This is a genomic window from Bradyrhizobium sp. USDA 10063 (genome assembly GCF_054063735.1).
On record NZ_JBSSGP010000002.1, the window covers coordinates 700,083 to 722,257 of the forward strand.

General features: G+C 64.5%; 20 protein-coding genes and 1 pseudogene. 8 read left to right on the forward strand and 13 right to left on the reverse strand.

Features of this window, described 5'->3' with window-relative positions:
- Positions 1-365 precede the first annotated feature (365 nt).
- Positions 366-764: a hypothetical protein gene (locus tag ACVJGD_RS05170; protein WP_456633342.1), complete on the forward strand. Its 399-nt coding sequence runs from the start codon at positions 366-368 to the stop codon at positions 762-764.
- Between the two features lie 174 nt (positions 765-938).
- On the opposite strand, the gene chrA is transcribed toward ACVJGD_RS05170, so the two are convergent.
- The 4 genes and pseudogenes from chrA to ACVJGD_RS05190 all read right to left on the reverse strand — a co-directional run bounded on the left by chrA (position 939) and on the right by ACVJGD_RS05190 (position 4,730).
- Entirely contained in the window at positions 939-2,171 is a 1,233-nt protein-coding gene (chrA, locus tag ACVJGD_RS05175; RefSeq protein ID WP_456633343.1) for a chromate efflux transporter, read from the reverse strand.
- Positions 2,172-2,737: 566 nt separating this feature from the next.
- Positions 2,738-3,913 (reverse strand): IS110 family RNA-guided transposase, encoded by a 1,176-nt coding sequence (locus ACVJGD_RS05180; protein ID WP_456633344.1) that lies wholly within the window; start codon positions 3,911-3,913, stop codon positions 2,738-2,740.
- Between the two features lie 92 nt (positions 3,914-4,005).
- Positions 4,006-4,473: pseudogene (locus tag ACVJGD_RS05185) on the reverse strand (NuoB/complex I 20 kDa subunit family protein); the annotation flags it as partial.
- Positions 4,474-4,526: 53 nt separating this feature from the next.
- Positions 4,527-4,730: a hypothetical protein gene (locus ACVJGD_RS05190; RefSeq protein ID WP_456633345.1), complete on the reverse strand. Its 204-nt coding sequence runs from the start codon at positions 4,728-4,730 to the stop codon at positions 4,527-4,529.
- 147 nt (positions 4,731-4,877) lie between these two features.
- Between ACVJGD_RS05190 and ACVJGD_RS05195 the strand changes: the two genes are divergently transcribed.
- Positions 4,878-6,053, forward strand: coding sequence for an IS110 family RNA-guided transposase (locus tag ACVJGD_RS05195; RefSeq protein WP_456633346.1), 1,176 nt, complete (start codon positions 4,878-4,880; stop codon positions 6,051-6,053).
- Positions 6,054-6,483: 430 nt separating this feature from the next.
- On the opposite strand, the gene ACVJGD_RS05200 is transcribed toward ACVJGD_RS05195, so the two are convergent.
- Entirely contained in the window at positions 6,484-7,962 is a 1,479-nt protein-coding gene (locus tag ACVJGD_RS05200; protein WP_456640178.1) for a protein adenylyltransferase SelO, read from the reverse strand.
- A 190-nt stretch (positions 7,963-8,152) separates the two neighbouring features.
- Here ACVJGD_RS05200 and aspS point away from each other — a divergent pair, with 190 nt between their 5' ends.
- Positions 8,153-9,928 carry an aspartate--tRNA ligase gene (gene aspS / locus ACVJGD_RS05205; protein WP_456633347.1) on the forward strand — a complete coding sequence of 592 codons (1,776 nt, stop codon included), beginning with the start codon at positions 8,153-8,155 and terminating at the stop codon, positions 9,926-9,928.
- A 185-nt stretch (positions 9,929-10,113) separates the two neighbouring features.
- Here aspS and ACVJGD_RS05210 read toward each other — a convergent pair whose 3' ends face one another.
- Positions 10,114-12,090, reverse strand: a complete 1,977-nt coding sequence (locus ACVJGD_RS05210; protein ID WP_456633348.1) for a hypothetical protein — start codon at positions 12,088-12,090, stop codon at positions 10,114-10,116.
- Between the two features lie 260 nt (positions 12,091-12,350).
- On the opposite strand from ACVJGD_RS05210, the gene ACVJGD_RS05215 reads away from it, so the two are divergent.
- A complete protein-coding gene (locus ACVJGD_RS05215; RefSeq protein WP_456633349.1) occupies positions 12,351-14,660 on the forward strand; it encodes an NADP-dependent malic enzyme in 2,310 nt (769 codons plus the stop codon).
- A gap of 108 nt (positions 14,661-14,768) precedes the next feature.
- Positions 14,769-15,221, forward strand: a complete 453-nt coding sequence (locus ACVJGD_RS05220) for a DoxX family protein (protein WP_456633350.1) — start codon at positions 14,769-14,771, stop codon at positions 15,219-15,221.
- A gap of 135 nt (positions 15,222-15,356) precedes the next feature.
- Here ACVJGD_RS05220 and ACVJGD_RS05225 read toward each other — a convergent pair whose 3' ends face one another.
- The 4 genes from ACVJGD_RS05225 to ACVJGD_RS05240 form a co-directional block, all read right to left on the reverse strand.
- On the reverse strand, positions 15,357-15,914 hold the full coding sequence (locus ACVJGD_RS05225; RefSeq protein WP_456633351.1) for a dihydrofolate reductase family protein: 558 nt from the start codon (positions 15,912-15,914) through the stop codon (positions 15,357-15,359).
- Between the two features lie 8 nt (positions 15,915-15,922).
- Positions 15,923-16,930, reverse strand: a complete 1,008-nt coding sequence (locus ACVJGD_RS05230; RefSeq protein ID WP_456633352.1) for a polysaccharide deacetylase family protein — start codon at positions 16,928-16,930, stop codon at positions 15,923-15,925.
- Between the two features lie 145 nt (positions 16,931-17,075).
- Positions 17,076-17,651, reverse strand: a complete 576-nt coding sequence (locus ACVJGD_RS05235) for a glutathione peroxidase (RefSeq protein WP_456633353.1) — start codon at positions 17,649-17,651, stop codon at positions 17,076-17,078.
- Between the two features lie 290 nt (positions 17,652-17,941).
- The gene (locus ACVJGD_RS05240) at positions 17,942-19,654 is read right to left on the reverse strand and encodes a L,D-transpeptidase (protein WP_456633354.1); all 1,713 of its coding nucleotides are present in this window, start codon (positions 19,652-19,654) and stop codon (positions 17,942-17,944) included.
- Between the two features lie 257 nt (positions 19,655-19,911).
- On the opposite strand from ACVJGD_RS05240, the gene ACVJGD_RS05245 reads away from it, so the two are divergent.
- Positions 19,912-20,430: a CreA family protein gene (locus ACVJGD_RS05245; RefSeq protein WP_456640179.1), complete on the forward strand. Its 519-nt coding sequence runs from the start codon at positions 19,912-19,914 to the stop codon at positions 20,428-20,430.
- A 12-nt stretch (positions 20,431-20,442) separates the two neighbouring features.
- Here the strand turns inward: ACVJGD_RS05245 and ACVJGD_RS05250 are convergent, their stop codons facing one another.
- Entirely contained in the window at positions 20,443-20,658 is a 216-nt protein-coding gene (locus ACVJGD_RS05250) for a hypothetical protein (RefSeq protein WP_456633355.1), read from the reverse strand.
- A 453-nt stretch (positions 20,659-21,111) separates the two neighbouring features.
- Here ACVJGD_RS05250 and ACVJGD_RS05255 point away from each other — a divergent pair, with 453 nt between their 5' ends.
- Positions 21,112-21,273, forward strand: a complete 162-nt coding sequence (locus ACVJGD_RS05255; RefSeq protein ID WP_456633356.1) for a hypothetical protein — start codon at positions 21,112-21,114, stop codon at positions 21,271-21,273.
- Between the two features lie 36 nt (positions 21,274-21,309).
- Positions 21,310-21,723 (forward strand): hypothetical protein, encoded by a 414-nt coding sequence (locus ACVJGD_RS05260; protein WP_456633357.1) that lies wholly within the window; start codon positions 21,310-21,312, stop codon positions 21,721-21,723.
- Between the two features lie 5 nt (positions 21,724-21,728).
- Here the strand turns inward: ACVJGD_RS05260 and ACVJGD_RS05265 are convergent, their stop codons facing one another.
- On the reverse strand, positions 21,729-21,983 hold the full coding sequence (locus ACVJGD_RS05265) for a DUF6719 family protein (protein ID WP_456633358.1): 255 nt from the start codon (positions 21,981-21,983) through the stop codon (positions 21,729-21,731).
- A gap of 16 nt (positions 21,984-21,999) precedes the next feature.
- A complete protein-coding gene (locus tag ACVJGD_RS05270) occupies positions 22,000-22,152 on the reverse strand; it encodes a hypothetical protein (RefSeq protein WP_456633359.1) in 153 nt (50 codons plus the stop codon).
- Positions 22,153-22,175: the final 23 nt, after the last annotated feature.

A 22,175-nucleotide genomic window follows, 5' to 3' on the forward strand; every position in this document is an offset into this window, starting at 1 on the left:
CAATGATAAGGCTGGCACCTATGTCGCCCCTCATGGTGAGGAGCGCCACCGGGTCCGCGCGAAGCGCGGCCCGATGACAGGCTCCGCGCGTCTCGAACCATGAGGCCCCGCCGGTGGCCTCGGCCTTCGAGACGGTTGCTGCGCAACCTCCTCAGGCTGAGGGGACACTTTGAGTGCGCTTCGCTCTACCCATCCTACGGCTGCGGCTATGCGGCTCATATACCGCTGCGAGACGGTCGCTCTCGAAATCATATCCGGCTGCGAAGATATTACGTGCGGCCCGACACGCGCGGGCGAGAGCGAATGCAATAGGTGATGTCATGTCTTCCCTTCAGGTTGGCACTGGCGACAGGATCATTGATCCGATGATCCAACTGGCGGGCTGCTCGATGCAGCACCGAATCGTCGTCGCGGGGTCCAAGAGCTTTGAGCTGATGCTCGAGCTGCAGCGGCGCGGCTATTTGCGCGCGGCCGCGACGGGCAATTGCGGGCGTCCGGCCGGGCAGTACGACGTTGCGCTTGTCGACTGGCGCCGACGTCCGCTGCGCACGCTCGAGGCGACGCTGGACTGGCTGGTGAAATGCCTGAGCGCCAGCGGCGTGCTGGTGGTCTGGGTCGACGCCCAGAAACCGGCAGCGAACGATAGCCTCCGTGCCTTGCTGGAGAGGCGCCGCTTCGTCGTTGAGCACAGCACCGTGCATGACTACGGTTGCGCGCTTTCGGCACGGCGCCTGCAGACTTATCCGCTGCAGAAGGCGGCCTAGACTCTTCGATGTATCCAAACGAAAAGCCCGGCAGTGTTGGCTGCCGGGCGAACGTGAATATCATTACATGAACACTTCATCCTAGACCGAAGGCGACCGGAGCCCTATCCGGGAAAACACTGGTCGAGCGACGGAACATGCTCGTTGCGAGCCGAGCTGGTTCTGACAGGCGCGTCACAGGATCGCCGCGCCCATTCCCGCGATCGCACTGAAGGCGACGACCACGAGCGGAGGTGCGCGCCAGGCGATGAGCAGTACAAATCCGACGAGGGCGATCGCAAAGTCCCCGGGCGTCTGCACCGTGCTGGTCCACACCGGATCGTAGAGCGCCGCGCCAAGGATGCCGACGACCGCCGCGTTCACGCCGCGCATCATCGCCTGGGCGCTGGGGTGTTTGCGAAAGCCGTCCCAGTACGGCAGCGCCGCAAACAGGATCAGCACGCCCGGAAGGAATATGCCGAGCAGGCCGACGATGGCGCCGGCGACGCCGTGCGGCGACGTCTTGACGACCGCGCCCAGATAGGCGGCGAAGGTGAAGAGCGGTCCGGGGACGGCCTGGGCCGCGCCATAGCCGGTCAGAAACACGTCGTCGCCGACCCAGCCCGGCGTAACCACTGCCTCGCGCAGCAGCGGCAGCACCACATGACCGCCGCCAAACACAAGGGCGCCCGAGCGATAGAACGCGTCGAACAGGGCGATGCCGGAGGATGGCCATAGCCGGGCCAGGATCGGCAGGCCGACGAGCAGGACGAAGAACGCCGCCAGTGCGGCAAGCGCGGCGGCGCGCGACACCGGCACGGCGAAATGGCTTTCCCCGCTCGGCTGCGCGGCGCGGCAGAGCCACAACCCGGCAAGTCCGCCGAGCAGGATGGCGCCGATCTGCGCCACCGATGACGTGCTGAACAGGATAATGACTGCCGCGATCGTCGCGATCGAGGCCCGCTCGCGGTCGGGGCACAACGTGCGCGCCATGCCCCATACGGCTTGCGCCACGATCGCGACCGCCACCAGCTTCAGGCCGTGCACCAGTCCCGTTCCGACCGGTCCGCTCAATGCGCTGGCGCCATAGGCAAACAGCACGAGCGCGATGGCCGACGGCAGCGTGAAACCCGTCCACGCCGCCAGCGCGCCGCGATAACCGGCGCGCATCAATCCGAGCGCGAAGCCGACCTGGCTGCTTGCCGGACCGGGCAGGAACTGGCAGAGCGCCACGAGGTCCGCATAGGATTGTTCGTCAAGCCATTTGCGGCGCTCGACGAACTCGCTGCGGAAATATCCGATATGGGCGATCGGGCCGCCGAACGACGTCAGCCCGAGCTTGAGGAAGACCAGCAGCACTTCGAGCGGCGTGCCCGCGCGCGGGGGCGAAGATTTTGCTTCGCTATCTGAAATCCGCTCAATGTCCATCGTCCAGAGTTCCTGTCAGCGGGGTCGAAATTCGCCCGAGCTATCTCTTCTATCGGAGCATAGTCGGACAGGTCGCGACAACAAGCTTCAGGTACTGGATTGGGATCGGCAATTGCTCGTGATTCACTTCGCGGTGAAACGCTCGCGGCGACGCTGCAGGGTGGGCAAAGCGCAGCGTGCCCACCGTCAGCGCTTGCTCGGAATGGTGGGCACGCTTCGCTTTGCCCACCCTCATATGGGGCTTTGTGAGTCAAGGCTCTTGAACCGGTGCGGGTTGGGTTTTTGCAGTGAGAGGGCGGCGCGCGGAGCCATGCGTAGCGCAGCGCGACGACCGGGCCCCGGGCGAGGATTGGCTTCCGAAGATTTCTGCAGCTCACTGCATCACCTCATATCCGGTCGGATCGGCTGATCCGTACCCACATTCCGCATGCTTGCGGCGAGGAAGCCAAGAGGATGAGACCCATCTACAAAGCGGCCTGGTTGGGCCCCTGGGTGGCACGGTCATCATCCATCCTGTACGGGGCGCGCGGCGCGGAGCCGCCTCGCCCTGGTGGCGTGGTCCGGTGCTAGGCCTTCATCACGGCCTGCTCCGGAACAAGGCCGGTGGTGAGATAGCGCCACAGCGCCACGATCAGCTTGCGCGCCAGCGCGACGATGGCGATGCGCTTGGCGCGCTTGCCGGCGTTTTCGGTGCGGGTGCGGAACCAGCGGCTGAGCGCGCTGTCCGGCTGATGGCGCAGCCAGAGCCAGGCCAGTTCGATCGTCTTGTGGCGGGCGCGCCGGTTGCCGGCCTTGCTGATCCCCTGCTCGCGATCGATGCTGCCGCTTTGCCAGGGACTGGGCGCCAATCCGCAATAGCTGGCGACCTCGCGCCGGTTGCGGAAGTCCTTGTAGAACACCTCGTTCACCAGCGTCGTGGCAAACGCCGGGCCGAGCGCCTTGAGCTGCTGCAACTGATCCCGTCGCTTCGCCATCGGCGCCGGCGCCGCGGCGGCTTCCGCCGCGACTTCTGCCGCGACTTCTGTAGCGACTTGGGCCTGCTCCAGCGCCTTGAGCTGGTCGCGCACCAGCATCAGCCGGGCATGCTCGCGCTTCACTTCGGCCAGAAGCTGCGGCGGCAGCGGCTGCCCTTGCCAGTCCCGCTGCTGCTCCAGCCAGGCGAGCCAGGTCCGTCGTCGCAAGGTGCCGGCCGCCATGCCCAACAGGCGCAGCAGCGCCTTGATCCGGTTGGTGTGCCCCGTCTGCTCATTCACCAGTCGTTCGCGTTCGCGGCTGGCGCGCCGGGCGTCCTCCTCGGCCACGCTCGGCACCCGGACGATTCGCACCACCCGCGGCTCGCCTCGCAAATGGGCCATCAAGGTGCGCAGCAGAAGCTCACCATCGATCCGGTCTGTCTTCGCCCGCCGCGCCCGTTGCTCCACCGCGATGCTCGCCGGGTCGAAGATGAAGTTGGTGATCCCAGCCGCCGCGAGCAGCCGGTGCAGCCAGAAGCCGTCATAGCCAGCCTCGTAGCAGCTCACCACCCGCGGCGCCGCTCCAAGCTTCGCAGTCGCCCGGGCCTTGACCTGCTCGATCAGCGCCAGCAGCCCGGCGTGATCGCCGCCTTCCAGCTTGTGGCGCGATATCCGGTCCCGATCCGGACTGTGCAGCGTCACCAGCCACGTCTTCTGACTCAGTTCGATCGCAACGAAAATCGTGCCACAATGCCCGGCGGTGGGCGTGTTCTTGGTCAATGCTTGCATCAGACTCTCCGATGGTTCGAGTGTGGAAACCCAAACCTACCGGAAAGGGCGCGCTCACCGCCCCATGGAATCTACAGCGCTACGGCTGAGCATCATCGTTCGATCGTGCCGGTGCGCCGGATCTTCTTCTGCAATAACATGATGCCGTAGAGCAGGGCCTCCGCGGTCGGCGGGCAGCCGGGAACGTAGACGTCCACCGGAACGATGCGATCGCAGCCGCGCACGACCGAATAGGAATAGTGATAGTAACCGCCGCCGTTGGCGCAGGAGCCCATCGAGATCACGTAGCGCGGCTCCGGCATCTGGTCGTAGACCTTGCGCAATGCGGGGGCCATCTTGTTGCAGAGGGTTCCCGAGACGATCATGACATCGGACTGTCGCGGCGAGGCGCGTGGCGCGGCACCGAAGCGCTCGACGTCATAGCGCGGCATCGACACCTGCATCTGCTCGATGGCGCAGCAGGCAAGACCGAACGTCATCCACATCAGCGAACCGGATCTCGCCCATGTCACGAGGTCGTCGAGCGGCGCGACGAAATAGCCGCGATCGCTGAGGTCATATTGCACATTTTCCACCAGTGGCCGGGTATCCAGCATTGGCGGTCTCCCAACACTCAGGCGGTGTGGCCACCGGGATCAGCATTCGCCGGCGTCTTCTTGGCCCGTTGCGGCGTCATCCTTGCCGGATCCGCTTGCCCCGGCACCCCGCGCGGCCCGAATTGCTGTCTTTGAAGATCATCCTCGGAGAATTCCGGCTCGACGCCGTTAGGCTCGACCCGCTTTAAAGGAGTTCCCGGATTGTGATCGCGCTCGTTCATGCCCTGCTCCATCGCTGTCTGACGTACGGCCAACGATCCGAATGGCAAATTGTTGCTAGGAATGTGAGCTTCGTAGATTCCATGGGGCGGTGAGCGCGCCCTTTCCGGTAGGTTTGGGTTTCCACACTCGAACCATCGGAGAGTCTGATGCAAGCATTGACCAAGAACACGCCCACCGCCGGGCATTGTGGCACGATTTTCGTTGCGATCGAACTGAGTCAGAAGACGTGGCTGGTGACGCTGCACAGTCCGGATCGGGACCGGATATCGCGCCACAAGCTGGAAGGCGGCGATCACGCCGGGCTGCTGGCGCTGATCGAGCAGGTCAAGGCCCGGGCGACTGCGAAGCTTGGAGCGGCGCCGCGGGTGGTGAGCTGCTACGAGGCTGGCTATGACGGCTTCTGGCTGCACCGGCTGCTCGCGGCGGCTGGGATCACCAACTTCATCTTCGACCCGGCGAGCATCGCGGTGGAGCAACGGGCGCGGCGGGCGAAGACAGACCGGATCGATGGTGAGCTTCTGCTGCGCACCTTGATGGCCCATTTGCGAGGCGAGCCGCGGGTGGTGCGAATCGTCCGGGTGCCGAGCGTGGCCGAGGAGGACGCCCGGCGCGCCAGCCGCGAACGCGAACGACTGGTGAATGAGCAGACGGGGCACACCAACCGGATCAAGGCGCTGCTGCGCCTGTTGGGCATGGCGGCCGGCACCTTGCGACGACGGACCTGGCTCGCCTGGCTGGAGCAGCAGCGGGACTGGCAAGGGCAGCCGCTGCCGCCGCAGCTTCTGGCCGAAGTGAAGCGCGAGCATGCCCGGCTGATGCTGGTGCGCGACCAGCTCAAGGCGCTGGAGCAGGCCCAAGTCGCTACAGAAGTCGCGGCAGAAGTCGCGGCGGAAGCCGCCGCGGCGCCGGCGCCGATGGCGAAGCGACGGGATCAGTTGCAGCAGCTCAAGGCGCTCGGCCCGGCGTTTGCCGCGACGCTGGTGAACGAGGTGTTCTACAAGGACTTCCGCAACCGGCGCGAGGTCGCCAGCTATTGCGGATTGGCGCCCAGTCCCTGGCAAAGCGGCAGCATCGATCGCGAGCAGGGGATCAGCAAGGCCGGCAACCGGCGCGCCCGCCACAAGACGATCGAACTGGCCTGGCTCTGGCTGCGCCATCAGCCGGACAGCGCGCTCAGCCGCTGGTTCCGCACCCGCACCGAAAACGCCGGCAAGCGCGCCAAGCGCATCGCCATCGTCGCGCTGGCGCGCAAGCTGATCGTGGCGCTGTGGCGCTATCTCACCACCGGCCTTGTTCCGGAGCAGGCCGTGATGAAGGCCTAGCACCGGACCACGCCACCAGGGCGAGGCGGCTCCGCGCCGCGCGCCCCGTACAGGATGGATGATGACCGTGCCACCCAGGGGCCCAACCAGGCCGCTTTGTAGATGGGTCTCATCCTCTTGGCTTCCTCGCCGCAAGCATGCGGAATGTGGGTACGGATCAGCCGATCCGACCGGATATGAGGTGATGCAGTGAGCTGCAGAAATCTTCGGAAGCCAATCCTCGCCCGGGGCCCGGTCGTCGCGCTACGCTACGCATGGCTCCGCGCGCCGCCCTCTCACTGCAAAAACCCAACCCGCACCGGTTCAAGAGCCTTGACTCACAAAGCCCCATATGAGGGTGGGCAAAGGCGCGCATGCGCCGTGCCCACCATCCACCCGCATGCTGCGAATGGTGGGCGCGCTGCGCTTTGCCCACCCTACAAGGCTGCCATTACGTTCCGCAGAAGGTCTGCAGCACGCGCTGATCGGGGAGGGGCGGATCAGCGTAGGCTGCGTATTGCGGCTGATCGTCATACGGCTTTGACAGCACCGTCAACAGTTCCTCGAACGGCGCGTAGTTGTCGTCGTTCGTTGCGGCCGCGATCACCGCTTCGACACGGTGGTTGCGCGGGATGAAGGCCGGGTTGACGGCGTGCATCGCGGACTGACGCTCGGACGGCGTCTGCGGCTCGAGGGCGAGGCGTTCGCGCCAGCGCGTGGCCCACTCGTCGAAGGCTTGCGGATCCATGAACTGCGCGCGGACGCTCTCGTCGCCCGACTGATCTCGCGCGGCGTCGCCGAGGCGGCGGAAGGTGAGGGTGAAGTCGGCCTGGTTTTTCGCCATGGCGTCCAGCAGGCCCTCGATCAGCGCCTCGTCACCGTCGCGTTCGGTGAACAGGCCGATCTTCCGACGCAGACCGGCTGCATAGGCCGCGCTGAACTTCTCGGAGAAATCGCCGAGGATGAATTGCGCCTGTTCGATTGCTTTCTCCTGGTCGTCGGAGAACAGCGGCAGCAGGCATTCGGCGAGGCGCGTCAGGTTCCAGAGCGCGATCCGCGGCTGGTTGCCATAGGCGTAACGGCCCATCTCGTCGATCGAGCTATAGACCTGCGCGGGATTGTAGTCGTCCATGAAGGCGCACGGACCATAGTCGATGGTCTCGCCCGATATCGAGGTGTTGTCGGTGTTCATCACGCCGTGAATGAAGCCGATGAGCAGCCAGCGCGCGATGAGCTCGGCCTGGCGCGCAACGACGCCTTCGAGCAAAGCGTGATAGGGGCGGTCCGTCTTCGCGATGTCCGGATAGTGCCGCGCAATCACATGGTCGGCCAGCGCCCGCACGCCATCAGTGTCGCCGCGGGCGGCGAAGAACTGGAAGGTGCCGACGCGGACATGGCTTGCCGCCACACGCGTCAGCACGGCGCCGGGAAGCGCGGTCTCGCGGATCACATGCTCGCCGGTGATGACGGCGGCAAGCGAGCGCGTGGTCGGAATGCCCAAAGCGAACATGGCTTCGCTGACGATGTATTCGCGCAGGACAGGCCCGAGCGCGGCACGACCGTCGCCGCGGCGGGAGAACGGGGTCGGCCCGGAACCCTTGAGCTGGATGTCGCGGCGGACGCCGTCCCGGTCGATGACCTCACCGAGCAGGATGGCGCGGCCATCGCCAAGCTGCGGAACGAATTGGCCGAACTGGTGGCCCGCATAGGCCATGGCGATGGGATCTGCCCCCTCGGGCAGGCGCTTGCCGGCGAGGATTTCCGCGCCCTCCGGGGTTTCCAGCAGGTCCGGATCGAGCCCGAGTTGGACCGCGAGCGGCCGGTTGAGCTTGATCAGGCGGGGGGCGGCAACCGGGGTGGGCGCAACGCGGGCGAAAAAGTTCGCCGGCAGCGCCGCATAGGAGTTTTGGAAGGGGAAATGCACCGTCATGCCCCAAAGATAGGCTCGGCCCTCGAATAGGCAAACACTTCGCGCCATCGGGGCCGAAAATGTCCGGTTCGGGCGCAAATCAGGGCGTTCCCTTGGTTGCCGCACCCCGCGGCCTCGGGTAAACCCTGCGCAAATTCGGGCAGGCTGTTGGCCGCCCGATTCCACCCTCCGACATCTGTTTGGGAAGTCCATGCATCGCTACCGGTCACATACATGCGGCGCGCTCCGCGAGAGCCATATCGGCGAGACGGTCCGCCTTTCCGGCTGGGTCCACCGCGTTCGCGACCATGGCGGTGTGCTGTTCATCGACCTGCGCGACCATTACGGCATCACCCAATGCGTGGCGGACCCGGATTCGGCAGCGTTCCACGATGCCGAGAAGCTGCGCTCCGAATGGGTGGTGCGGATGGACGGCAAGGTCCGCCGCCGCCCTGAAGGTACCGACAATCCGGAGCTTCCGACCGGGCAGGTCGAGATCTATGTCAGCGAGATCGAGGTGCTCGGCCCCGCGGCCGAGCTGCCGCTGCCGGTGTTCGGCGAGCAGGAATATCCTGAGGACATAAGGCTTAAGTACCGTTTCCTCGACCTGCGTCGCGAGAAGCTGCACCAGAATATCATGACCCGCGGCGCGATCGTCGATTCCATGCGCAAGCGGATGAAGGAGCAGGGCTTCTTCGAATTCCAGACGCCGATTCTGACGGCGTCCTCGCCGGAAGGCGCGCGCGACTTCCTGGTGCCTTCGCGTATCCATCCCGGGAAATTCTACGCACTGCCGCAGGCGCCGCAGCAATACAAGCAGCTCATCATGATGTCGGGCTTCGATCGCTATTTCCAGATCGCGCCCTGCTTCCGCGACGAGGACCCGCGCGCCGACCGGCTGCCGGGCGAGTTCTACCAGCTTGACGTCGAAATGAGCTTCGTCACGCAGGACGACGTGTTCGCGGCGATGGAGCCTGTGATCACGGGCGTGTTCGAAGATTTTGCCAAGGGCAAGCCGGTGACGAAGAACTGGCCGCGCATTCCCTTTGCCGAAGCGATCCGCAAATACGGCACCGACAAACCCGACCTGCGCAACCCGATCGTGATGCAGGAGGTCTCCGAGCATTTCCGCGGCTCCGGCTTCAAGGTGTTCGCGCGGATGCTTGAAGATCCGAAGAACCAGGTGTGGGCGATTCCCGCCAAGGGCGGCGGCAGCCGCGCGTTCGCCGACCGCATGAACTCCTGGGCGCAGGGCGAGGGACAGCCGGGCCTCGGCTACATCTTCTGGCGCGAAGGCAGCGAGGGCGCCGGCCCGCTTGCGAACAACATCGGCCCCGAACGAACCGCCGCGGTTCGTGAACAACTCGGCCTCCAGGAAGGCGACGCGGCGTTCTTCGTCGCCGGCGAGCCCGACAAGTTCTGGAAATTCGCCGGCCTTGCGCGGACAAAACTCGGCGAGGAGTTGAACCTGATCGACAAGGACCGGTTCGAGCTCGCCTGGATCGTCGATTTCCCGATGTATGAGTACAACGAGGAAGACAAGAAGGTCGACTTCTCGCACAACCCGTTCTCGATGCCGCAGGGCGGATTGGAAGCGCTGCAGACGCAGGATCCGCTGACGATCAAGGCGTTCCAGTACGACATCGCCTGCAACGGCTACGAGATCGCCTCCGGCGGCATCCGTAACCACAAGCCGGAGGCGATGGTGAAGGCGTTCCAGATCGCGGGCTATGGCGAAGAGGACGTGGTCGAGCGCTTCGGCGGCATGTACCGCGCCTTCCAGTACGGCGCGCCGCCGCATGGCGGCATGGCGGCGGGACTTGATCGCATCGTGATGCTGTTGTGCGGCACCACGAATCTGCGCGAGATCTCGATGTTCCCGATGAACCAGCAGGCCGTCGATCTGCTGATGGGCGCGCCGTCGGAAGCGACGACCAAGCAGCTCCGCGAGCTTCACATCAGGGTCAACCTGCCGAACAAGGGTTAGGTGGCGCGCGAGCTTCTTCACCTCTCCCGCTTGCGGGGGAGGTCGCTGCGCTCGAAGAGCGCAGCGGGTGGGGGCTGTCTCCCCACGGTCGGACAGCGTGAATCGCCCCACCCCAGCCCTCCACCGCAAGCGGGAGAGGGAGCGGAGCTTCACCGCGGACGCAAATCGATCTAATTCGGCAGCGCCTATAGCCCCGTCGAGGCCTCGACGCGGAATTGCGCGAGCGCGATCAGCGGGTCGGTTTTGAGGAGTTGAACGAGCTGGAGTCCCGGCACCTTGCCGAGCGGCGTCAGCTTGATGATGAGCGTTTGTCCGGGACTCTCGACAAAGCGGACCACGGCATCCACCGCGATGGCGGCATCGGGGTTGGCGGCGACGTTTTGGCCAAACGCCTTGATCTGGTCGATGATTGCGCCTCTCGCCGCCTCGCGACTGACGTTGTGGGCGCGAGCATATTGCGCAACCGCAAGATCGACGCAGCCACTGTCGTGCAGGGTGAGCTCGATTGTCCCTGCTTCGATCTGGGTCGCCAGGCTCGCCGCTTGCACCGGATCGGAGGAGAACACGCCGCGGGGCACATTGGCGAGCGCAATGCGGGCTGACGCCTTCAGCAGGTTGCCGATTTCAAGGCTTGCGGGCGCGAGCACGAAAGCGCCTGACTGTTCGGTCCAACCTGCGCCGAGATCGATGTCGATGGCCGCCCGGTCGATGCCGGCCGCGCGCAGTGGCTGCATCGCCGGATCGGTCGCATCTACGGGCAGGTTCAGCTTTGCCACCAGATGCGCCTTGCTTGGGACGGGGCCGATGAACTGGCCCCAGCCCAGGCTGAGGGTGTCGATGTTGATGAGCTTGTTGGTGTCGCGGAAGGGGGTGGCGGCGCCCTTGACCTCGACGCCCTCGAACACCCCGAATAACCCAAAGATTTCGTCCGGCGTGGGCGTTGCCCCTGCGTTGGCGCGCGCCGCAAAGCGCATCAGTTGCGGAATGTCGAACGAGTTCACCGTAAAACGGTCGAATCTGAATGGCCCCTTTGGCGTTGCGACGTCCAGGCCCTCAAGCGCCAATTGGCCGCGGCCGTTTTCCAGGTTGGTCCGGATAGCCGCCAGCTTGAAGGGCCCTTGCGGCGTCCGCATCGTGTGTCCGCGCAATTCCGCATTGCCGATGCGAATGCCCTCATAGAGGCCGGCCATTTTTTCCATGATCTCGCGCGCCTGGGCCTGGGTCGGAGGGCCGGCCGCAGGCTGCGGCATCAGCGCAAGGATCGCCGCCAGTTGCAGCTTTGACGGGCGCACCGCGATATCCTCGACCGTGATGCTGTCGATCTGCGCCCGCATGCCCTGGTCGGTGGCCAGCACGTAAGGGCCGGCCGAGACTTGCCGGTAGACGCGGTGATAGCTGTCGTCGTTCGATGTCTCGGGATCCAGCACGGTCCCGGCCGCCGCCGCGTCGAAATCATGGGCGACGAGATTGGAGAGCGTGCCGGTAAGCTTCTCGCGCCGGCCCGCCTGCGGCGTGTTCACCGTGAAGGTGAACCCCTCCGCTTTGGTAATGACGACCTTGCCATCCCTGATGCCCTGCAGCGCAATCCCCGAATAGGCAAACTCGCCGCCACCCGGCGTCGCCGCGCCGCCGTTGATGGTGCCGGTCACCGATGGGACCGTGATCGATGAAGCCGCGACGGCGGCGAATTGCTGGAGCGCAAAGCGATAGACGTCGATCAGGGATTCCGAGGCGGGCAGTTGCGCCGGGTTGGCGGGGCCGGAATAGTCCCTCACCGTGAAGCGCGGCACCTTGTAGGTGACCTTTGCCGGGACCTTGTCGGTCACCTCGGTTGCGAGCTCGATGTCGGAAAGTTCGATGTTGTCGGCCGAGATGCGCGCCCGGTCGGGCTGGCGGATGCCGGTGGCGGTCAGGCTCGCGATCCGCAGGCGCGCCGGCGGCTGCGCTGCCGATTCGGCCACGATGTCCACGACCGTGACGGTGCGCGCCAGCATGTCCACGGTCACCTTGCCATGGCTCGCCTTGCCGCCGGCGGCGCGGACCTGCGCGAAGGCGGCCTCGATGCCGCTGGTCATGCGATGCTGCACGTAGAGATTGAAGCCGAGCAGGGCGGCGGCGGCGACCACGACCGCGGCGATCAGGCCGATCAAAATCCGTATCATCCGGTCAGCTCCGAATTACCGATCATGCGGGGGACAAATTGCCATGTTCTCAAGGAGGTGACCGGGGAAGGAAAGGGCGGTATGGCTTCAAATATTGCGCTGCCGGACGGTTGTTGACGGGGCTGCGATCCGATGTTGCATCAGGGGGGTCCGGCGTGCTTCACATCCGGGCTCCATCTGCCGGACAACTGGCCTTGTCAGACTGCACAGAACAACACTTGCACAGAATAAGAGCTTGAGGCCGGAAACGCGAGAGTACGATGTCATCCTCTTCTGAAGATCTTCATTCGGCGGCGCTGGCCTATCACCGGCTGCCGCGACCGGGCAAACTCGAGATTCAGGCGATCAAGCCGCTCGCCAACCAGCGCGACCTCGCGCTCGCCTATTCGCCCGGCGTCGCCGCCGCCTGCACGGAGATCGCAAAAAACCCCGCCGAGGCCGCCTCGCTGACGGCGCGCGCGAACCTGGTCGCGGTGGTCAGTAACGGTACCGCGGTGCTCGGGCTCGGCAATATCGGGCCGCTGGCGTCGAAGCCGGTGATGGAAGGCAAGGCGGTCCTGTTCAAGAAATTCGCCGGCATCGACGTGTTCGACATCGAGATCAAGGCCGACACGATCGAGCGCGTGGTCGAGACGGTGGCGGCGCTGGAGCCGACCTTCGGCGGCATCAATCTGGAGGACATCCGCGGGCCGGAATGTTTCGAGATCGAGGCGCAGCTCAAGGAGCGAATGAGGATCCCGGTCTTCCACGACGACCAGCACGGCACCGCGATCATCGTCGGGGCTGCGATCGTCAATGCGCTGCTGCTGAACGGCAAGAAGCTTCCCGAGGTGAAGATCGTCTGCTCGGGCGCGGGCGCGGCGGCGATCGCCTGCCTCAATCTGCTGGTGTCGATGGGAGCGCGGCGCAAGAACATCTGGGTCTGCGACATCGACGGTGTCGTGCATGAGGGCCGCAACACCTCGATGGACCGCTGGAAGGCGGTCTACGCGCAGAAGACGGATGCGCGGGTTTTGGCCGACGTGATCGGCGGCGCCGACATCTTCCTAGGCCTCTCAGCGCCGAATGTGCTGAAGCCGGAAATGGCAAAACAGATGGCGGAGAAGCCGCTGATCATGGCGCTCGCCAACCCGGTGCCGGAGATCATGCCGGACGAGGCGCGGAAGGCGCGCCCCGACGCCATGATCTGCACGGGACGTTCGGACTTCCCGAACCAGGTGAACAACGTCCTGTGCTTTCCCTTCATCTTCCGCGGTGCGCTCGACGTCGGCGCGACCGCGATCAACGAGGCGATGAAGCATGCGGCGGTGGACGCGATCGCGCAGCTCGCGCGCGATCCGCCGTCGGATGCGGTCGCCTCGCGTTACGACAGCGGTGAGACGCAGGGTTTCGGGCCGGGCTCGCTGATTCCAAGCCCGTTCGACCCCCGCCTGATCTTGCGTATCGCGCCGGCGGTGGCGAGGGCGGCGATGGAATCGGGCGTGGCGACGCGGCCGATCAAGAATTTCGACGAATATACCGCGCTGCTCGAGCGCTTCGCGTTCCGCTCCGGCCTCGTCATGAAACCGGTGTTTGCCAAGGCCAAGACGCAGCCGGTGCGCGTGATCTATGCCGAAGGCGAGGACGAGCGTGTGCTGCGCGCCACGCAAGTGGTGCTGGAAGAGAAACTGGCGCGGCCGATCCTGGTCGGGCGGCCCTCGGTGGTCGAAGCCCGCATCAAGCGCTTTGGCCTCGCGATCAAGGCCGGCAAGGATTTCGACCTCGTCAATCCCGAGGACGATCCGCGCTACCGCTCCTATGTGCAGTCCTATATCGAGGTCGCCGGCCGGCGCGGCGTGACGCCGGATGCGGCGCGCACGGTGGTGCGCACCAACAACACGGTGATCGCCGCGCTCGCGGTGGTGCGCGGCGAGGCGGATGCCATGCTGTGTGGCGTCGAAGGCCGCTACATGAGCCATCTGCGCCACGTGCGCGAGATCATCGGCTTCCTGCCTGGAGTGAGCGACTATGCGGCGCTGGCGCTGATGATCTCGACCAAGGGCGCCTATTTCATCGCGGATACGCAGGTCCGGCCGAATCCCAGCCCGGAAGAGCTGTCGGAGATGGCGTCGCTCGCGGCGATCCACGTCCAGCGCTTCAATTTCAAGCCCAAGGTCGCGTTCGTGTCGCATTCGGATTTCGGCAGCTACGACACCGAATCCTCGCGCAAGATGCGGCGCGCCACGCAACTCCTCAAGGAGAAGCATCCGGAGATCGAGGCCGACGGCGAGATGCAGGGCGACACCGCGCTGTCGCAGGCCGTGCGAGACCTGGTGCTGCCGGACTCGAAGTTGCAAGGCGAGGCCAACATCCTGATCATGCCGAATCTCGACGCCGCCAATATCGCCTACCAAATGATAAAGGCGTTGGGTGATGCGCTTCCCGTCGGCCCGATCCTGATCGGCCCGGCGCGGCCGGCGCATATCCTCACGCCGTCGGTCACGGCGCGCGGTGTCCTCAACATGACGGCGGTCGCCGCCGTCGAGGCGCAGGAGCGTGCAGGCCGCGCACAGCCGACGCTATTTGGCTAGTTCAAGGCAAGGAGCATTCGGCGCAGGCGGATTCGAATTGCTCGCAGCGGGCGGAACGACCATAATCGTTCCGCGCTTGGTTCATGACTGCGATCAATGGGGAAGACCATGCCGGGGTTCATTGCTTTCGGACGAGTCTTGTTCGCCGTGCTGTTCATCTATTCGGGAGCAAGCAAGCTGTTGGCGATCCAGGCGACCGCGGATTCCCTTGCAGCCAAGATCGCGATTCCGGCGATTGCAGCGCCTTATGCGCAGCAGCTCGAAACCATGGCGGCAATGCCGATCATGCAACTGATCGCGATCTCGGTCGGCGCCTTCGAGATCATCGCCGGCCTGATGATCGCGCTGAACTGGCTGGTGCGCTTCTTCTCGATCCTGCTGATCATCCTCGTGGTCGGCGCGACCTTCTATTTCCACGATTTCTGGAATCAGCCGGCGCCGGACAACGCCCATACGCTGACGGAGGCGCTAAAGAACCTGTCGATCATCGGCGCGCTGTTCATCTTGGCCGGCTACGGCCGCACGCCGCGCAGTGCCGAGACCGCCTACGGCGACGTTTAGTCTTGTAGGGTGGGCAAAGCGCAGCGTGCCCACCATTCAAGTTCGAGCGCGGACGGTGGGCACGCTTCCGTCTTCGCTCGTGCTGACTACGGCGCAAGAAGTCGCTTTGCCCACCCTACGGCATCGCTGTCGCAGCTAAGTGTCGCGCCGCCACGGCGTGACGGTGACATCCGGCTCCAGCAGCTTTGGCTCGCCAGACTTCAGGCCGTGGGATGCGAGGATTTGCTGCGGCGAGCGGGCAGGGACGCCGGGAAAACAGGGCTCCCCGTCCGGTAGAGTAACCCGCGAGGCCTGCGACAGCCAGAATGTGTCGTAGCGGTCCATGAACATGTCGAACACCGAAGGACCGCCGATGATGGCGACGGTGCCGGAGGTGACGCCGGCTTCCGCGCGCGCTGTCTCGAACGAGGCGCCGGCGGGATTCCACAGCGTGGCGTTCGGATTTGCGGGATCGGGCGCGGTGGCGTGCACCTTGCGCGTGACGATGATGCGCTTTCGCTGTGGTGAGTTCGGCTGGTCCTCGTAGGAATTGCGGCCATGCACGATCAGGTCAGCACGGTCGAGGGCGGCGGTGAAGAACCTCTTGTCGCCCTCGAACTTCAATTCGTTCGGCATCTCGTTATCGGCATTGGCCAGCCGGCCGTCGGCGGAGACGATGACATAGCCTTCGAAACGCAACGCCGGCCCGACCACGCGGGACGCTATTCGGAGACCGTCGTGACGACGCTGTTGACCGGCCGCGCGCTCACCGTCGGCAGCTTGGCGTCCTTGGCGAGCTCTTGCTCGTACTGCGGCAGCACCTGCACCGGGAACTTGGCGCGCATCGCGACGACCTTGTAGCCGCCGGCCTTCAGCCGGCTCAACAGTTCGGGCAAGGCCTCCGCGGTGTGCTTCTGGAAGTCGTGCATCAGGATGATGCCCTTGCCGAGCTTGTCGACCTTCTTCATCACGGTGTCGATCACCGCCTGCGGCTTGCTCGCCTTGAAGTCGAACGAGTCGAGGTCGCAGGAGAAGATCGCGATGTTGCGGGTGCCGAGATAGGTCACCATTTCCGGCGGGTGCTGCAGCGCAGGGAAGCGGAAGAACGGCGCGGGCGAGACGCCGAGCGCCCATTTGACCGCGGCGAAGCCTTTCTCGATCTCGTCCTTGCGCTGGTCTTCGGTCAGCTTCTTGTTGTTCAGGTTGGCATGCGACCAGGTGTGCGCGCCGACGGTGTGGCCGGCGTTGTAAACCTGCTTGAGGATTTCGGGATGGTAGGTCGCATGCTTGCCGATCGGAAAGAAGATGCCGGTGGTGCATTCGTCCGCCAGCGCCTTCAGCACGGCAGGCGTGTTGTTCGGCCACGGACCGTCGTCGAAGGTGAGGACCACCTCGTGGTCGCGCAGGAAGTCGAGTTGCTTGAAATGCTCGAAGCCGAAGCCGGGGCCGCCCGTGGTATCGATCTCGACGGTGCGGCCGACGCCGAGCGCATTCGGATTGTTGCACGCGGCGCGCGCGGGCTGCGGTGGCTGCGCGGGGGCTGCGGCGGGAACCGGCGCAGGTGCCGCTTGCGGAGCGGCCGCCTGCTGCGCGGGCGCAGGGACAGGAGCGGCGTTCGCACCCTTGGCGGCTGGAGCGCCTTTGGTGGGGGGTGGGGTCTGCGACCAAGCCGCGGTGGACGAGAGCAGTGAAACCACGCCCGCAAAAATCAGACCTGCCGCAATGCGCATGGCTGTGTTCCCTAGAGCTATCGTGCGGATGGAGGTATCCAATGCCCGCCCGAACCGCCTCCTACCCCAACTAATAGTAGCCTAGTCGCTCGCCCGCCGCCAATGCAATGGAGGCGGGTTTCCTGCACAGGTTAATTGCGGGGAATCAGGCGGCCGCCAGCGCCCGCGCGATGGTGGTCTTGACCCTCGTGTCCTCGGGCGCGACCTGCTCAGGGAAGACGTCGGCGATGTAGCCGTCGCGGCCGATCAGATATTTGTGAAAGTTCCAGCGCGGGACATCCTTCGGGCGCGCTTCGGCAGCCCATCTGTAGAACGGATGCGCATTGGGGCCCTTCACCACGGCTTTGGCCGCCATCGGGAAGGTGACGCCATATTGGTGATGCGCGGTCTCGGCGATCTCGGTTGCCCCGCCGGGTTCCTGGCTGCCGAAATCATTCGAGGGGACGCCGATAATGATCAGGCCGCGATCGCGGAATTCTGTCCACAGGGCCTGCAGCCCCGCATATTGCGGGGTGAAGCCGCACAGCGAGGCGGTGTTGACGACCATGAGCGGACGACCGGCATGCTCGGCGAGGCGGATGTCACCGCCCTGCAGCGCAGGAAACGAGAAGGCATAGGCGGTGATCCGGCTCATCGCCGGCTCCGCCTGCAAGGCCCCGGAGCATAAAGGTTCGGCCAATACCGCGACCGCACCCGCGATAAAGATTCTGCGGCTGATCATGGCATTCCCCTTCGCGTGAAGATTCACGGAACAATAACCCGACCGGGCGGGAGACGGCCTTCAACAAGCCGTTACGGACGTAGTGGGACTTCGCTAACGGAGAGACGCGTCATTCCGGGGCGCGCGAAGCGCGAGCCCGGAATCCATTCATCCACGCGTTTTGCGGCCCGATGGATTCCGGGCCTGCGCCTTCGGCGCATCCCGGAATGACGAGGGAGAAGTGTTCATCGCGCTGGTGGCGGTCGGAAGGCTGGCCGGTGCGACCCGTGCTCCGCCGCGAGCCGAGACGCTTAGCGCAGCGGGATGATGAAGTCGGTGCCTTCGCCGGTTTCGCCCTGGTTGATGCCCTGGTCGGAGACGATGATCGAGCCGCCTGACGTGAGTGCCTCGTTGACGCGCGCCATCGCATCCTGCGGGATGGTGATGCGGTCGAGCGCTTCCGCCGGGCTGCTGGCGAGCGGCTGCGGCTTGACCTCGACGGACCCGGCAGCGGTGCGGCGCCGTCGTGCCGGATAAGCGTCGTCCTCGAGACGCGCGGCTGTGCGCGCGGTCGGCAGCGAGACTACCGACCAGCGCAGGAGGTTGGGATCGCTCTTGTCGAGCTGGGCGGTGAACACGTGCGTGCCCAGCGGCCGGTCGCCGGGCGCGATCACCACAGGCACCTCGAACAGCGGCGCAAAGTTCTGTCGCACGTAGAGCTTGGAATCCTTGCGGCTGATCAGGACGGCGATCTGGCCGGTTCGCTTCGGCAGATCGAGCTTTGCGGCGCCCGGCAAACGTGAAGCATCCTTCTTGGCGTCGGCCGCGGGCGCGTCGCCCGACTTGGCGGGCTCGGCCGGTTGCCCGGCAGGTTTTTGTTCAGTCGCGTTTGCCGCGTTGATCTTGGGTGCATCCTGCTTGACCGCTTCGGCCGTTGTCTCGGCTGTCACGCCTTCGGTCTTCGAAGCTTCCGTGCTGGCGGTGATCTCTGTCGGACTTTGGTCGCCGCCGGCGGATTTCGACTCGCCGATCGTGCTGTCGTCCAGCTTGACGTCGGAAGCGGTCACCGCGGCGGTTTTGATGAGCGCAGTTTCGGTTTCTGCCTTCACTTCATCTGATGCCGCGCCCGTCACTTCGCTCTTCAAGACCTCGTCAGCCTTTGCGATGGCCACACCGGACAATGCGAGGGAAGGGCGATCGGCCGCCATCGCGCCACTGGCGTCCGCGGTATGGGTCTGCTCGCGCAGCGGCGTTTGCAGCTCAGCATGACCTACCGTCGCGCGCAGCTCAAGACTGGTTTCGTTGGCAGGTTTGAGCTCCGCGCCCTTGTCGCCCTTGACGCCGAGCGGAGCATCCACCTTCGGTTCTTCTGCGACTGGCTGCGGCACCACTTTCTGCGTGGCGAGGAGTGGATGCGAAAAAGCTGCAGGCGTGATCTCGCCGGGCGTGATGATGACGCGCGCGCCCATCTTGGTCCAATTCCACATCTTGATCGCGAATGACATCGGCATCCGGATGCAGCCGTGCGACGCCGGATAGCCGGGCAGCACGCCGGCATGCATCGCGACACCCGACCAGGTGATCCGCTGCATGTAGGGCATCGGCGCGTTGCTATAGATGTTGGAGTGATGGAATTTGTGTTTCTGGATGACGCTGAAGATACCCATCGGGGTGGAGTGGCCCTTCATGCCGGTCGAGACCGGGCTCTCGGCGAACAGGCCGTTGGCGTCAAAGACGCGCATCTTCTGGTCATGGATCGAGACCGTGACGATCAGCGGCGCCTGCGGCTTGACGCCGGTCTCTTTCTCGGGGGCCGCGGCCTTTGCGGCGGGCTTGCGCGGCTTCTGCCGCCGCGGCTGGATCTGGGGCTCCGGCTGGTAGTAGCTGGGATCATAGTTATTCCAGTAGTAGAGCGCGGCATCGGCCTGCGACGTCGCGCCGAGCGTGCCCAGCGTCGCCAGGATCGCAATCTTCCAAGCCCGCTCATTTGCAGTATGCGAAATCCGACGCCCACTCACACGCATAGTCCTTAAGATTCCCAGTCCAATATTGGTTGGTTGTCGCAGACGCGAAAAACGTTCACCAGCGCAGGTACTTTAACCCTTCTGTGATCGTAGTGCTTTTCGTCGAAAGCGTAGCAAAAAAGCCTCACATTAGGTTAAACCGGTCACTGCGCCTCTCAATGCGCGCAGCCTTCCTCTGCAGCCTTTTCGCCATACATAGGCCGCGCCAACAACGTAGCGGAGCCATCATGCGCGCCAACGCCATCACTTCTCCTCAAATGCCTTGGAAGAGGCTGGCTTTGGCCATAGTCGTCGCGACGCTCGGACTGGTACAGGCAGCGGCGGCCGCCGACGAGCCCGACCTGATCTTCCGCCGCTCCACCGTGTTCAAATGGATCTCGCCCAACGACAAGCTCGCGACCTATGGCGTCGACGATCCCGAGGTCGAGGGCGTGGCCTGTCATTTCACGGTGCCGGAGAAGGGCGGCTTCAAGGGTTGGCTGGGGTTGGCGGAGGAGGTGTCCGACATTTCGCTGGCCTGCCGGCAGATCGGTCCGATCCGCTTCAAGGACAAGATGAGCCAGGGCGACGACATGTTCCGCCAGCGCCGGTCGCTGTTCTTCAAGAAGATGCAGATCGTCCGCGGCTGCGATGCCAAGCGCAACGTATTGGTCTACATGGTCTATTCTGACAAGCTGATCGAAGGCTCGCCGAAAAACTCCACCTCATCGGTGCCGATCATGCCCTGGGGTGCAGCCGACACCGTGGTGCAGAAGTGCGGCGACTTCATCCAGTAGTGGAAGGAAGAGTTAGAACTGCCGCTTCTTCAAGTCGGCTCCCCGCACGCCGGCCTGAAGACGGGCTTGAGGATCGCGACAGCCTACGAGGCGCACAAGCTTCTGCTGCGCGCATTCATTGTCACCCATGACGTGAGGGCCCTGCTGCGACATCTCACCCGCCATCTGCTGCTGGCCGGGTTTGGGGGTCGCGGTTTCCTTGCCAACATCGATGTTGCCATTGCCCACGACTGCGATCCTTCGTTGGATTGGGGAGAAGAAACAACGCGCGACCATCAACAAAGGTTGCGGGTTGTTCGACTGAGTCGGCGGAGTAAGCTGTTGCGTTCAGTTTGCTGCAGCGCTCCTAGCGGCCAAAGATTAAGAACTCGCGACGTTTGCGCTCAGTGCGGTGACAATCTAGCGCGAACCTGTGGTTGCCGGCGTTGATCTATGTCATTCGCGCGATGAATCATTTCGTCGCTGCCGGTGAGGCGCGGCTCGGGGGCGCTGGTGTACCAGGATTGTGGCTACTGAAATCATTGAGTTTTTTGCCCCAATGTTTCGTCGCGCGGAGCCGACGAAACAATTCTGCAGTGGAATGAAACCATTTTGCGCTTTTGGTGCAGATGTCCGGAAACAGGCCGTGGATATCAAATCGCCAATGAGACGGCGGGGACGCTGGAAGACCGGAGACAATCAATGCGGACGATCAGCTTCATCCTTGCCTTCGCCTTCGTCCTGGCTGGACCCTCGATGGCCGGGTCCTCCAACAGCGACCTTCCGGGCATCGGCACCTTTTCGTATACGGGTTCGCCGGTCGCAGGCGCCGCGACGCAGACGATCGTCGTCGCCGCCAACTAAGCGTCGTAGAGAAGTCTGCAAGAAAGCCGACGGTAAATGAACTGCAACCTCTTGCGCACCTGTCTCGCCGTCATCGCAGCATCGATCGCTTTTGTTGGTTCCGCGCAGGCACAGGTGCCGACAACGCTTCAGACCCAGCCGGTGCAATTCCGCACCCTGTTCAAGGTGCTGCCGGATCCGCGCGGTGAGTTCGTGCGTCAGTGCGCGCCCCACATGCTCGGCCGCTGGGCGCATCCGGAAACAGTCTGCGGCTGCCTGCACGATTATGCCGCCGCCACCGTCGAGGATCCCGATCTGCGTGAAGCCTTGCTGCGCGGCATCAGCGAGACCGGCGTGCCGACGATCGAGACCGACTGGGTACCGCCGTCAAAGCAGTCCGAGATCGGCCCGACCTTCACCAAGATCGCCAAGCCCACGCTGCAGTGCATGTTCGATCCGGCGACGGAGTAACGGCCTCAGCGTTTCTTGGTGCCGAGCCGCGGGACGCATTTGCGCACGCGCGTCACGCCATGGCTCGTCATCTGTGAGCCCGAGACTTCCTTGATCTGGCCCGCGGGGCACGATCCGTCGTCGACCAGCACGCGCTGCCCCAATCGCAGATCGACGATGTCCTGCTCGCGTCCCATCACCTGCGCCGACGCCGCTAGCGGCGATGCAAGCCAGCCGAGCAGCACGATGCCGCCGACGCATGGAAGTTTTCTCGACATCATCAGCATCGCTTGAACATTACTTTCCTTGGATCTTCAAGCCGTCGGGACCGACATTGATCTGGAAACCTTCGGGCTGCTTCTTGGCCTGGTAGAGCTGGTAGCTGAGCACGCCGATGACGGCGAGTAGCGCACCGATGATCAGATACAGGACGTTGCGATTGCCGGGCATCCGGTATTTCCGCCGTGAAGACT